Source organism: Bradyrhizobium altum (assembly GCF_020889705.1).
Taxonomy (GTDB): domain Bacteria; phylum Pseudomonadota; class Alphaproteobacteria; order Rhizobiales; family Xanthobacteraceae; genus Bradyrhizobium; species Bradyrhizobium altum.
In genome coordinates this window covers 23,268-36,120 of record NZ_JACMYP010000059.1, presented here as the reverse complement: position 1 = coordinate 36,120, position 12,853 = coordinate 23,268, and the positions used below count along the sequence as shown (strand labels likewise).

14 protein-coding genes and 1 pseudogene are annotated in these 12,853 nt (G+C 57.1%); 3 read left to right on the top strand and 12 right to left on the bottom strand.

Annotated features, from left to right (window positions below; all coding sequences use genetic code 11):
• The 4 genes from H8B02_RS16980 to H8B02_RS16965 all read right to left on the bottom strand — a co-directional run.
• Nucleotides 1-301 (bottom strand): hypothetical protein (locus H8B02_RS16980; protein WP_229167281.1); only part of this gene is annotated, 301 nt, incomplete at its 3' end.
• Nucleotides 276-662 (bottom strand): hypothetical protein, encoded by a 387-nt coding sequence (locus tag H8B02_RS16975; protein ID WP_229167280.1) that lies wholly within the window; start codon nt 660-662, stop codon nt 276-278. The genes H8B02_RS16980 and H8B02_RS16975, both read right to left, overlap by 26 nt.
• Nucleotides 659-1,627 carry a toll/interleukin-1 receptor domain-containing protein gene (locus tag H8B02_RS16970; protein ID WP_229167279.1) on the bottom strand — a complete coding sequence of 323 codons (969 nt, stop codon included), beginning with the start codon at nt 1,625-1,627 and terminating at the stop codon, nt 659-661. The genes H8B02_RS16975 and H8B02_RS16970 overlap by 4 nt, the downstream gene beginning before the upstream one ends.
• A 176-nt stretch (nt 1,628-1,803) precedes the next feature.
• Nucleotides 1,804-3,909 (bottom strand): hypothetical protein, encoded by a 2,106-nt coding sequence (locus H8B02_RS16965; protein ID WP_229167278.1) that lies wholly within the window; start codon nt 3,907-3,909, stop codon nt 1,804-1,806.
• Between the two features lie 332 nt (nt 3,910-4,241).
• Between H8B02_RS16965 and H8B02_RS16960 the strand changes: the two genes are divergently transcribed.
• Complete coding sequence (locus H8B02_RS16960) at nt 4,242-5,309, top strand: hypothetical protein (protein WP_229167277.1); 1,068 nt, start codon at nt 4,242-4,244, stop codon at nt 5,307-5,309.
• 63 nt (nt 5,310-5,372) lie between these two features.
• On the opposite strand, the gene H8B02_RS16955 is transcribed toward H8B02_RS16960, so the two are convergent.
• From H8B02_RS16955 to H8B02_RS16925, 7 genes are all read right to left on the bottom strand, one after another.
• A complete protein-coding gene (locus H8B02_RS16955) occupies nt 5,373-5,930 on the bottom strand; it encodes a hypothetical protein (RefSeq protein WP_229167276.1) in 558 nt (185 codons plus the stop codon).
• Between the two features lie 302 nt (nt 5,931-6,232).
• Entirely contained in the window at nt 6,233-7,549 is a 1,317-nt protein-coding gene (locus tag H8B02_RS16950) for a phosphoribosyltransferase (RefSeq protein ID WP_229167275.1), read from the bottom strand.
• Between the two features lie 3 nt (nt 7,550-7,552).
• A complete protein-coding gene (locus tag H8B02_RS16945; RefSeq protein ID WP_229167274.1) occupies nt 7,553-8,314 on the bottom strand; it encodes a hypothetical protein in 762 nt (253 codons plus the stop codon).
• Nucleotides 8,315-8,445: 131 nt separating this feature from the next.
• Nucleotides 8,446-8,715: a hypothetical protein gene (locus H8B02_RS16940; protein WP_229167273.1), complete on the bottom strand. Its 270-nt coding sequence runs from the start codon at nt 8,713-8,715 to the stop codon at nt 8,446-8,448.
• A 164-nt stretch (nt 8,716-8,879) separates the two neighbouring features.
• Nucleotides 8,880-9,542 (bottom strand): hypothetical protein, encoded by a 663-nt coding sequence (locus tag H8B02_RS16935; protein ID WP_229167272.1) that lies wholly within the window; start codon nt 9,540-9,542, stop codon nt 8,880-8,882.
• A gap of 328 nt (nt 9,543-9,870) precedes the next feature.
• Nucleotides 9,871-10,110, bottom strand: a complete 240-nt coding sequence (locus H8B02_RS16930) for a hypothetical protein (RefSeq protein ID WP_229167271.1) — start codon at nt 10,108-10,110, stop codon at nt 9,871-9,873.
• Nucleotides 10,111-10,141: 31 nt separating this feature from the next.
• Complete coding sequence (locus H8B02_RS16925; protein WP_229167270.1) at nt 10,142-10,951, bottom strand: hypothetical protein; 810 nt, start codon at nt 10,949-10,951, stop codon at nt 10,142-10,144.
• 339 nt (nt 10,952-11,290) lie between these two features.
• Between H8B02_RS16925 and H8B02_RS16920 the strand changes: the two genes are divergently transcribed.
• Complete coding sequence (locus H8B02_RS16920) at nt 11,291-11,554, top strand: P-loop NTPase fold protein (RefSeq protein WP_229167269.1); 264 nt, start codon at nt 11,291-11,293, stop codon at nt 11,552-11,554.
• Nucleotides 11,482-12,083 (top strand): annotated as a pseudogene (locus tag H8B02_RS48980) (TatD family hydrolase). The gene H8B02_RS16920 and the pseudogene H8B02_RS48980 overlap by 73 nt, the downstream one beginning before the upstream one ends.
• Before the next feature lie 9 nt (nt 12,084-12,092).
• Here H8B02_RS48980 and H8B02_RS16910 read toward each other — a convergent pair.
• A complete protein-coding gene (locus H8B02_RS16910) occupies nt 12,093-12,515 on the bottom strand; it encodes a VapC50 family PIN domain-containing toxin (RefSeq protein WP_229167268.1) in 423 nt (140 codons plus the stop codon).
• Nucleotides 12,516-12,853 lie beyond the last annotated feature (338 nt).

The window sequence follows — 12,853 nt, the reverse complement described above, 5'->3', positions numbered from 1 at the left end:
GGAATCCGCAGGTCAGCGCCAGGAATAGCTCGAAGCGGTCGAAAAGTGGATCGTAGCTTTGGCCAAGAAAAAGCAAGTCCTCCAGCAGAGGACCAATCAGTTGGTGGAGATGCTCGCTGCGCGGTACGTACTGTCGCTCGCGTCCGGGCAGCTTCTTGAACCAGTCTTCGATCTGTCGGAGCTCCCCGAAAACCAGCGTGATCATGTAGTCGTTGCCCTGCCTGATAGGGCCATCCATGGGATAGGCGGGCGTCGCCAGAAGTGCGTGCAGAATGTCATAGCGCCGCGATGCCTGCGGCATACAGGATTGATGCGGTCGGATACCAAGCGAGACGCAGCCATACAACCGAGCCCCCGTGATCACGATTTGCACGGTCCACAAGCCGAGCAAACACCTTTTCGAGCAGCAGCGCGGCATCCCGGTCACCCCAGCGCGCTAGTAGGACAACTATGCTCCGCAGATCTGCCACAGCGGCGTCATACGCAGTGACCCTGACAGTAAAATCCTGCTCTCCCTCGTTCCCTGCGACCGAAAACGTATCTGCTGAAAGCGCATCGAGCGTCCGGCGAAGCACTGCGGTCACGTGGTCGTCCAGAGCAAGCCGCGTAGCCGGGGTCGCGAGAAGTTCCTTCGTGCGGTCCACGATCGTGTTGGATGTCATCGGATCCCTCGCTGCAACGGCTCGATGAAGATCGACCAGTAGTATTCACCGGCTCCCTGCATGGACAACTTGTCATCGTCTCCTCGGGTTCCGCTCATGCTCATCCCAAGCGGCTTCAGGAACAATGCTTGTTCGTCGCTCTGGACCGACAGCGACTCATTGAATGCTGAGCGCGAATTGGCGATCTTGTTTGCGTAGGCGATCCCGCCGGCAAAGTGTTCCTGCCCCATAAAAATCGTGCATTCCGCAACGGCAGCGCCATCGCGATAGAGCAGCGCTGTGAACGCGTTTGCATCGACCCGTCGTGTTTCCCCATCGATATCTTCGTGTCGCGCCTTAAGCTCGGCGATAGAGTTGCCGAAGAATTTAAACAGGAATTCGAACGCTTCATGCCGAAAGTTGTCACAATCGCGATCGGAAAACCTGCGTGTGATACGAAGATTACTTGACCGCGTGGGGGCGGCCGCAGTCGCACCCGTTGACGGCATTGCAGCGACCGACGGAACGGCGGGCTTCGGTACGCGGCCATTGCGCGTCTTCACCAATTTCTTGATCCCCGTCGTGATCTCGAGGAATGCCTCGTCGGCATTTGGCCATTTTGTCACCGGTTTGCCGTCGGTCGGAAGGGCCATCAAGGGAGCGAAGGGGGCGTCACGCCAATCGCAGGGACGCAAGATCACCGGTATCACGACACAAGCGCCTTCCCTGTGACGCACCAAAGCGCGCTGCATTTCACGTTCATAACAGTATTCGGATGCAAGGAAATCTGAACTCACGAGCAGCAGGACGATATCGGCCCGTTCCATTTGCGCATCAATGCTGGAATCCAGGGGTGTACCCGCGAGAATGCGGCGATCATGCCAGGCCTCGATAAACCCTTGACGCTGGAGCATCCGCAAATGCGTCTCCAACTGATCGCGGAGTCCCTCATCCTTGTGACTATAGGAAAAGAAAAGAACCGCCAAAGCGCTCTCCCGCTAAATGCTTTATATAATCTAAGTAGATAGGCCTCGCTCCCGACAGTGCCAGTGGCCCCGCCGCCGAAATTGACAAGACCTCGCCTTCCCGGTCCTTTAGATGCCGCAGCAAGGCCGAACACGAGCGCTCCCTGCGGACCCAATCCGATGCTGCACCTGCAGGATCAGTCGCAATTGCGATCTTTCGCATCCAGCAAAGCCGCAACCTTGCATGCCGATCCGTCATTGTCCGACACATAGGCACCAAGGCGGCCAAACTTGGTTCGCTCGTCAATATTACTTCCGCCTAAGTATGTGCCTGCCCTACGGATCACACCACTATGAAGTCTGACGATATCTCGTGTCGAAGGCGCGAGCAGCCAGCCAAGCGGCAAATCGTAGTCATAAAGGTTGAGCATGAAAGAAACCATGTCGACCCTTTTGCCGCATTCCGGATACGTGTAGCACAGCTCGGCAAACCGGCTGAGGTTGCCCAAGGCAACGACGGCTCGCGTATCTCGCGCACTTAACATGGTTCTGATTGGCGAAAGAGCTTCCCCCAACCCAAAGCCGCCTGGGTGCTGCAGAATCTGAAGGTTTGTAACCGCAATTCCAAGAAAGCGTACGGGAGGTTTTCCCTGCCTCAGCCGGTCATCCTGATTATAGAATCGCGAAAGCGAATAGATCAGGTCGAACGCAGTTTCGGATCCCGAGTTCTCGACATACCCGCCATCGACCATTCGTGCGGAGCCATCCTGAAAGCGAAAGCGACCCGCCGGCATAATCCACGGGAAGCGGGCACTGAGCGACACCGCGGCCGCCAATGAAATATCCCTCAGCTGATCCGATGAACTGTCACCGGTGCGAACCCTGGCCAGAGTATGAAATTCGGCCAGGTTGGACAGCGGAACGATGTTCCCGACCTCGCCCCAATCAATGATGGTGAATGGTGTGACTGCTACGCGGTTGCCATGCTCGACATTGGTGAGGTTCAGGACCAACGCAGGCGCGGACTTTTTCGGGTCCCAGTGGTCCAGGAACGGCTTGGACCACACATCGTCGACTGACTTTGATGGGACGTTGATCCAGGCATTTGAAATGCTTCGCTCGAAGGCGCGTGCCCGATCGAAGCGCGATGTCCATGCCGGCAAGAAGCGCTGCACCGCGTCGGGGAAGAGAGCCGCGGCAAGTACGGGGGACAAGAAGTCATGCCCCATAAAGCGATCGGCCGTGGATTCAAACTGTCCTTGCTGTTGTGTCGCGAGACTGCAGTCGGCATGTGGGCCGTTCGGCGCCATTGTCTTGGCCATGCTTGAGAACACGGCGCCTCCGAGGCTTCCTCCCGAGACGCCGCTAATGACGAAGACATGTTGGGCAAAATTTGGACATCTATCCTGGATCCGGGAAAGGACCCTTGCGACGTGCTGCGCGGCATAGAGACCGCCACCAGATGCAGCCACAATGAACACTGGATAGGGAACTTTCTGGTCTTCGTACCACTTCCGATCCTCCCGAGCTTCATACCAATTCTCGAACTCCTTAACCGAGCGAGCGAGTCTTGGATGATCACTGGGCGAAAGCAAGACCTCGTGATTGTCGGTCAGGTCGAAGTAGGACAACACCAGCGCCGCGAGCACGATCACACTTAATAGCGGAACGCCAATGCGATCGCCGACTTTCGTGAGCCACGCTCCAACCGACGTTATTCCGATTAGCGACAGCAGAAATATTCCCAGCGGCCCGATCAATTGGGCACCCGAAACAGAGAACACCGAAAAATAGATCAGGCAGACCCCACTGAAGATCGCAAGGCCTCTTATGCTGGTGAGGCGCCCCGCAAGTCGCCTGTAAACTCGTGACAATCGAAGCCCCCTTCCGGGCAGTAAAAGCCAAACAGTCACAATTGCGCAGATGGCAGCCTCAACATAGAGAACATTGGCCGCTTTGCGGAGGCTCTCAATGAGTGTCGCCAGCTCAGGTAATTTTGCCAAAGTCTCCGGCGGCGGCGAGCCAATAAAGGTCTCCCTTGCCGCGGCAAACATACCAACCGCGAGGCCCAGCGAGGGAAGGATTGAGCAAATGATCGGTAGTAGCTTTCTGAGCCACCGATTCCCGTCTCGGACATGACCGGCGCGCAAAAGTTCCCTGGCGCTCAGTGAAAAAGCCATTGAAGTTATTAGCAGGAGAGGAAGAGCGAAAAGTAGTTGCGGGAGGTGAACGAGAAAATCCTCGGCCATCGCCCGGTAGACCTCTCGCACCTGGGGCACGCTCGACAGCATGTAGGTCGCCATGATCGCGATCGTGAACGGAACTCTCGTCGTCCGCACCGTCCGCAATATGGACGCGACTCGGTTTGCCGCGAGAGGCCATCTCGCAGCGCTGCCAGAGTTAACACCATCTGTTGGCATGTTGCGGGCCTCCGTGATGATGATGGTTCACGCCACAACTGACCGCTGTCGCTCTCTTGAACGGAACCTGTTCGGAAGGGGTCATACAGCACAGGACCGGAAGCCGACCGAAATCAGGCGAACGGCGCCCCTAATAACTCATTGAAACAATTCATATAAGCCGGTAACAATCGCGCGAGTCTATCATCTGCCGCTGCAACGAGTGGCCGGAGCGTATGAATCAGCAGCTCATTGAATTTCTCAAGAATGCACTTGAGTGCAGCGTGTTGATCGCTCCCCTTTCTCCCGGTCTCTCTTTTCAAGAGCTGGGTGAAATTGGAAGACGAGCCGGCTATCAAGACGGCGAGATCAATGATGCGCTTCGCCACGTCGGAGTCGGTCGCGCGGGCACTCGCCTTTTGATCCCCTCGCCCCAAGAAACTAGTTTCTGGAGGTTTTATTTCCACGAAGATCCTGACTATCGAAACTTCGATGCATTCGATTTTGTCGTCACGGAGCTTAACGGTCTCGTCCGATCGGAAGGAATTGCGAAAGCTGCGATCGAGCGGAGAGTCCTTGTTGAACGAGCAATCGCAGCAGGGCTTGCCCGAGATGACGTCCAAGTCGCCATTACCTGGCAGGTGATGGCGGGTCAGCTGCTCGACGCGGATGGCATCATCAAGTTCGCGAACTCCACAGGAGTTCAACAACTGCCCAGTGTCCAGCTGGGGTTCCATCCCCAGCGCCAGCGAAGACCGCATCGAGAGCGAGCCTATGGTCTCGTCAAGGATATCATAGCCAGAAGGACCGACGGCCGACCGAAACATGTCGAACCGCTCAGCGCCTTCGCCGATGAGCTCGACAAACTTGGCTACGCGCCGTTTCGTCTTTGGTGGACCCATACCTGCGCAGAGCTTCGAGTTCTCGACCCAGGTTTGGCGCCGGTAGCGGCGTCCGTGCTGGCCGCCGCACTTGTCGAGGGCGCATTGACGTTCGTCATGCGCCACGCTCGCAAGAACGGTCAATTCCTTTCTCCTGACTATGAGAGAGATCCTCAAACGTGGAAGATCGAAAAGCTCGTCGCAAGCGCCGCGTCGGGTGGTCCTTCCGCTATCCTCGATCTGTCGACTAAGGCGCAGGCCGAAATCCTGATCCGCAACAGGCAGCGAATCCATGCCGGGCGCATGCTATCCGACTACCCCGGCGGCCCTCTCGACGTTCGTCCGGATGAGGCCCGCGCAGCAAAGGCAACTGCCGAATTGGTCGTGAGAGCTGTGCTCGATTGGTTGCAGAGAATACCATAGTTGCACCAGCTGCGGGGCAATGGCTCGCATGGCTTCAGAACGATTATAGCTGCCGAAAGGCAGCTATTTCTCCAGCGGAGCAACGATCTCGATTTTCCATTCGCGCTTGCTCACCAAGTCCCCCGTGATCGAGGCCTCGACGATCCAGTTGGTCTTGACGCCAGCGCTCAGGTCCATCGAGGCCATTGAGCTTTCGCTGCAGCTGATCGTTTCCCAAGAAAAGAAACGATGCCGCTGGTCGACGAAGCAGGAGTACACGCCAACGCTGACGACGAAGGATTTGGAGCAGTTGACGTTGTTGTCGACATTGATGTTGCGGCGCTTCTTGAAGGCTCGAGTCCGTACGGTGAACGTCTCATACGTCGCCCCGATGAACAGATTGCCGCCAACCTTCTTCGTGAGCGTTTCGGTACCGGTAACGGCAACAAACGCCGTCATGACCGGCCCGCGCGCTCGCTGTGGCCCGTACAGCTTGGCTACCTCACTGAGCTCGCACTTAATTGAGGAATCGATCGTATCGACATCGTACCTGTAGATCCCCTGCCCGCCTGTTGAGCGTGAGAAACGGGCGAAAACGCAAAAATGATGGAAAAAATCAAACCGAAACGAAACATCAAGCAAGGCCCTCTCTAGAAATAAAGCGCTACTACAACCCAAACACGAGAAGCATGCAAGTCTCGGTCCCCAGCGAATAGCTTGGTCACCGATTTTGGATTAGGTGAAATTCGTCGCGAAGCGACAGGCAGCAGCGCTTATCGCGATATCCTATGATCCCGTAACCGCGGCCATGGCTCAACAGAAGCCTGCCGATCATTTCGGGAGCGGTCCAAAAGACAAGGCCCGCGCAGGCAAATATGGCAGGAAACTATCGGATGATCTAAAGACTTGGGCGCGCCGCCTCGACTGGGTACCCCGCGAGGCAGCTACCTGCTGAGAGCCGCCTGATATCGTTTAACAAGGCGTTCGAACATATCGCGGGGTACCTCGAGCACTTGCTCGGCGGCACCCAACACATAGGCATTTTTGGCTCGCTTGAACGCCGCATCCCCCCTGGTTTTCCACGGCACCCGGACGGTCAGATTAAGCGCCAAGTTCGGCATATAAAGCGTCTCGCCCAATCGCTGCTTCGCCGGCGCCGTGCCGACGACTACCATTGCACGCACGTCCGCGGAGGGATATCTCGCCTTCACAAACGAACACGCTTCGGAAATAGCTTCTCCGCTGCGCGCAATGTCGTCAATGACGAGTATCCTGTTTGCAGACTTTGCGCCTCGCGTGTGATCCTCCGACATATTCCAGCCGCCAGATCTCGAGGCTGAAAAGTGCCTAAACCGCAGGTCCGGACGGAATTGAGCATCCAACAGCTTGCCGACCACCTGCCCTCCCTGATCCAGGCTGACGAGCAGATCAGGTTTGTAATCAAGCAGCCGGCTTCCCAGCAAAGCCAATCCTTCTATGGCTCGGGTCTCAACCACCACATCCTCGTGCTCGGCAAGCAAATGCGGATCGTAGATGGCAGGCCTATGGACAATTTCATTTCGCACCTTGCGAAGAACAGACATGAAAGTCGCTTCAACGGCCAAGGTTTCGGGGTCCGCTTCGCGACTTCTCCGATCCAAAAGAAGATCCCAAGTCTCGAGCAGCATCGACGTGGTTCGAGCAAGAAGGAATTGCTGCACCGAGCCGGTCGCAGACGCCGTTTGAAGGAAGTCCCGAAATTGCTCCGCCATCGGCTCGGCGTCACCGAGACGCTTTTCAATGTCGAGCAAACTTTCAATGAGGAATGAGCCGAGCTGTTTAGACGCACTTTCGATGACTTCCTCGGATTCCCGAATTGCCTTTAGGTGGGCTGCAGCTCTCTCAACGTTGGGTGCAAATGGAGCCCCCCATCCTCGGGGCTTAGATACTTCGATTGCCTGAGCAACACTTTCACTCGCAGCGGCCTGCTCGGCAGCTTTCTTAGCTTTACGTTCATGTAGCAGTCGGTTTGCCTCAGCAAAATGAGAGCGAGCCGTACGGAGACGCGCCGTGCCCTCCGAGATGATTTTCTTTGTCTTGACCTCAGAGCTCTCTTGGCGAAGTACCTCGCGGGCGAACGCCGCAGCACCCGTTACTTCCTCGGCAAGCGAAGAAAGTTCTCCTTCCGACATGCTCTGGAGATTCTCACGAGCCTGCGCGTCCAGCCGACGGGTGGCCGGAACGTACGTCAATATCGTGTCGATCAGCTCGGTCTTGGACATTGCTTACTGTGCCGATCCCTTTGCCGTCGCAAACAATCCCTCAATGATGCCCTCAAGGGCGGACGCCGACTCCGACGCTCCACGCAGCACCAATTCTCGCACTTCGTCGTTCGGTATAATATCCTTAAATCCTAACTTTAGCCTATCCAGGTCGGCTCGAGCGTCCCGGTTGAACTTTGGATCGACATGTTCAGCGAGTTCGGAAAGCTCCGAAAGACGCTTTTCCACCACGATCCCCTCAAACGCGGGGCTGGCCAAGTCTTCGATAAGGGCCTCCAATTCAGTATGCAATTCATGGTCTTGCTCGGCTCCTATCAGCAGGAGCAACGATAGTGCCCTCTTCATGGCCTTCAGCGAGTCCGCGGACCCGCCCCCGCGCCCGCGCCCGCGCCCGGATGCTAAATATTTGGACACTTCCTTGCGAAGAAACTCCAGATAACTGGAAATTTCCAAGATCCCGAAAACGTCGCGCGGCGGATCGCCGCGGCAGATCACGGCCTCCTGGTGCACCTGGGACCGCGCCAGCGCAACCCCATCGAAATTCCCGTTTATTTTCAATATCATACTTGTCGTCGGCATCATTCCAAATGTGGGAACCTGCCATAGGAAATCAAGCTTCACGTGGGTAACGGAATCGTTGGCCAACCGCTCCAGCGCGGCCTGCAGACCGTCAAAAGGCGCCAAAAATCTCTCCTCGTTCCAATTCACGCGTACGAGGAGCTTGTCCAACGAGACGCCGATCCGCTCAGCGATCAGTGGAGGCATCGAGACGATCGGCGAAGGGTAATACTCGCAGAAATCGAGATCTGAGATGGGAACGGACCGCCCCAAAAACGTAGCACTACCGCTAAGACAGATGGGATGTCCCTTACTCAGAACCATGGAAGTCGCGGTCTCTACGAGATCGTGCAAGTGGTCTTCCGGAAAAGGCTTACGAGATTGAACGGGACATAAACCGTGATCCCATCAATCGAGCGCTCCAGGTAGCCGGCCCGAACCGGATCAGGGAGGAAGGCCGCGTCGACATCAGTCTTCGCAGCCAAGACCGCGCGAACTTTGACGATCGAGGCCAAAAAATCGGCGTCGGCCGGAGTAGGGTTTTCCTTGAGGGCGGCGCGCAAAAATTGAAGCGCCGAGATAGACTTCCGTTCGTCAGCAGGCGGCAAGACTTCGATCCAATATCTACAACGTCTGAAAATCGGCGCTCTGGCGGTTGCGCAATGCGAGCGCCGCCACAACTACACCTTGCAACCACTGAGGACAATCCGAAACATATTGTTGGTTCTGTCCGCCACCTTATCCCGCATTGCAGCGAGCGTCTGCGCTCAAGCTAAGTCCTAGCTTGAAGTGATCCCACGGGGACACCCAAATAGGTGGTCTCTGCTTCTCCATCCAAGTCGAGTGAAGCCGCCTCGGGAGGCCGGCTGGCACCGCTCAGTTGTCCGACAAGCAGCGGCGACGCCAGTTCGCCATAACCCATGCCGGCGAGGAGGTGACCGACATGTGAGCGAGCGACATCCTGGATCATCTCGTCTCGATCGTGATTTGACGGCTGCTCCCCTCGCGTCTCGGGATCCAAGGCGAAAAGGAAAGCGTCGCGCGGTGGGAGTTCGGCGCCCCAGCGTGACATCACCGCCCATCCCTTCGTGCTGAGCGCTGTCCATCGCTTCTTGCTTCCGCTCCCTAACAGCTTCTCGATCACGACACCCTGGATCTGCCCTTCTGCGGTCTTGATGGGTCCAGGCCTTCCGCCTCCCGCGCCGGTGCCGGGTTGGCTCGTTCCCTTCGCCTCGGCAATCGCGAGGCGCTTCGGTCCCCCGCATACCCAGTCCGGAAGCTCGCTGCCCCTCCCCGGCAAACGAGCGACGCGCATTCGCTTCGAGATCGCGGTGGGATTGCCGTCGATGGGCGAGAAGCAGGCAAAGCCGTAATACCTCTCCAGGTAGGCTCGCGCGAAGAAGCGCCCGAATAGACCCGAGAAGGCTCGCCGCATCTCCTTACCAAGCCCTGGCCCCTTACCCCTCCACACAAGTTGGTTGGTGCCCGGGGCGAGGAGTTCATCAAAGAGGAGCGCAAGCGGCCTGCTCGATGCTCCGGTCGTTTGAGTAATCTCTCGCATGGCGCAAGCCGCCACGAAAGCGGTGTCGAACTCGCATGACGCGCCCGGCACTGATCCCGACTTGAGTTCGGCGGGACATGCGCTGGGAGGCCTCACGATGTAGCGAACCTGGTGCACGGCCATAGGTGCCTGCGACGAAATGCCGATTTCCGGATGACCGGCAACAACGCAGTGTGTCGGCTTTCACCTTGTCGGAGTAGCGCTATGCGCGTGCGGCCCGGTGTTTCCTGTGAATCCCAGCTACTTGCCCCGCGGGTCGCACGGCCGCATCCCGTGGCGGCGTGCGTTCGATGATCCGACAGTTGGGCTGGTTGTTCACCTCATCCCAATCGCACCTTTCCACCTGCTCGGGATGACCCGGCACATCGATAAAGATCGGGTAGTCCGAAGGTGTGAGCTTAGCCACCGCCTTCTTTTTTGCCTTCTTGGCCTTCGTCGCCATCTCAATTGCTCCTCTTGAAATTACGCCGCCACTAGCGCGCGGGGCTCAATCGATTTGAAATCTCCAGCCCGATGAGCGCAGCTGCAAATGCCGCCTGCGCCGCCTGCCCCGTGAGTCCTTTGGAATCGCCCGGGCCAAACACAATCGTCAGATCATGTGTGCGATCGCGAGAAGTCGAAAAAAGTGTACCGTTCTGGTTGATATTCGCACGCGTGAGCACCCAGGCTGGATTGATTCCTCCGCTGGAAAGAATCTCAAACCTGACCTCGTGGGACAAAACATTCTGCTGAAACGAGCCGACCTGCGTGGGATCAGCTTCGTGCGTCGCAACAGCACCGATGTAGTCGTTCAGCCACTCCACCGTCTTGAGATTATTCTGAATGAGAGGTGATGAAGCCGATCCACGCTGAATGCCGGGGGTGCAATAATGCCGATCCAGGAGTTGCGGTATCGTGTAATAGAAATTCAGCTTGTTGGTCCTCGTCGCGTCGGCCGACAAGGTGCCTGCGCCAGCCAGCGTGAACACCGAGGTCAACGGTGTGGGCGGCGTGAAGACCAGGGTGGGGTTGAGAGTTGTCTTCTCCTCGACCGTGAGGCTCAGGGTTATCTGAACTCCCCACGTCGCGAGAAACGACGATGCCAGCTTCTTGTTCGGACGCCCCTTGAACGGATCATGCTCGACAACCCATTGGACGGCGTCGGCGACCTCGCAGTGTACACTTTGGACAATGTCCTGAACGAGTATTTGACCCGCGCCGGTATCGCCCGGCACCTCCTGGATATCTGGAACACGGAGACCACATGCGCCGACCAGGCACGCGCAAAATATCGACGCGATCAATCGCGATCCAATCATCGCTTCCCCCGCAAAGAAATAAACTAGCGTCGAGTCAAAATTCCCAGTAAAGCGAGCATGAAATACGCTTCGACCTTTACGTGCAACAAGCAAAGATAGAACACTCAGCTGAATGTTTCTTTATGTTGCATCAACGCAACATCGATCTCGTTAGGTACTCACCACCCACACCGCATTTCTTGCGGCTCCCTGCTTCGTGGCCCGGCGGAAAAAATTGCCTGTTCATTGTTCTATCTACCAGCCCGGCATACTTTAGAAGGACGGCCGCCTGTGCGGGTAAGCGCGTCAATTTGACTGCCAGGATTAATCACCAACGGGACAACCATGATCCCGACTGACAACGAGACGAAGATCGATCTCCTCAACAATGAGGCGATCGCCACAATGATCATCGAACTGCTGCGCGATTGTCCCGATCAGCCTGTAAACGTTGGCGTCCACAGCGATTGGGGCGCCGGGAAATCGAGCGTTCTCGAGATGATCGAGGCGAAGTTTGAAGGCGAGGAAGAAATTCTTTGCTTAAATTCAACGGCTGGCGCTTTCAGGGTTTCGAAGATGCCAAGATCGCGCTCATCGAGGGGATCGTAACTGGTCTGATCAAGAAGCGCCCGGCCGAGACGCGCTACGTTGGCGAGGTCGGCTTGGATGCAGGCCCGCGTTTCTACATATCCTTCGAGCACCAGAAGCATGTTTTTCGTACGATCCTTGAGTGCTGCGCGGATGCGGGAGGAACGATTCTCACCGTCCACAGCGTGAGGAGCGCGCCGACAGTGCTGGACATGATCGAGAAACACTGCCCCAACACCGCGGCACCGTCGTTCTTCACTGGTTCACTGGCAGTAAGCGCGATATGCAGCGCGCGGCCGCCCTGGGATGCTATTTTTCTGTCAACGCCGAGATGACCCGCTCGGACCGGGGTCGTATCCTGGTCACCGAGATGCCCTTGGATCGCATCCTCACCGAAACGGACGGCCCTTTCACTCAAATGCAAGGAAGGCCGGCAGAGCCAGCAGACGTTCGACTGACGGTCGCATCTATCGCCGATGTCAGAACGATGGCAACCAGCACGGTCTCGGATACCGTTCGCAAGAACCTGCAGGCGCTCCTGAAGACCTAAGCTCCGCTCTCACTCTGGTTTTTTCGGTGCTGCATGACTTGGACCGCTCATTAGATAGTAATCGAGCGCACGCGGTCGCGCGGCGAATTTCTTCAACCCTGCCTTACTGTCCAGGTCGGCGACATATTCGCCCCACGAGGGCAAACTCATCGTAAGATTCGACGCCGCCTCTCGCGTTGCCGCCCCGATGAATTCCGGTGCTTCGTCGAACAAACCGACGAGAAACTCGTCCGGTGGCAACACGCGAACGCCGAGCTTGGCGAGCTCTTTTACATCGAAATCGACGAGGTTGTTTGTGATCAGCACGCATGGCGCGACGGCAACGGCCGCGCCAGCGACGTGGCGGTCTTTGGGGTCGGTATCTGCGATGGTCTGGTCTGCGTCGAAATCGCGAACGATCACTTCTGGAAAGTGCTTGCGAATGAGCGGCAACGTTCGCTGCGAAACCCGGTGTCTCGTCCGATCCTCCAGATTACGAAGCCACTCATCTTCGATGAGATCCGTCCACCTCGCCTGGAACGCGTCATTCAGCGCAAGCTGAAGCAGGAGATTGCGAAGCGCGTTCGAATACAGAGCGCTCGCATCAAGGAGTGCGGTTAGCCGTACCGATGAGTGAACCCTTGGCGCTGAACCCGCAACGCGATTCTTGACTACATTTTCCCTTCGGGTTCGCCAGAACCCGAACTAGGCCCGTGCCAATGAGCGGGAAGGCAGTCAAGGGCGCCGCTCGCGGCGCTCGTCTTGCCCTTGACGGGCAGTGGGGTCGCAGA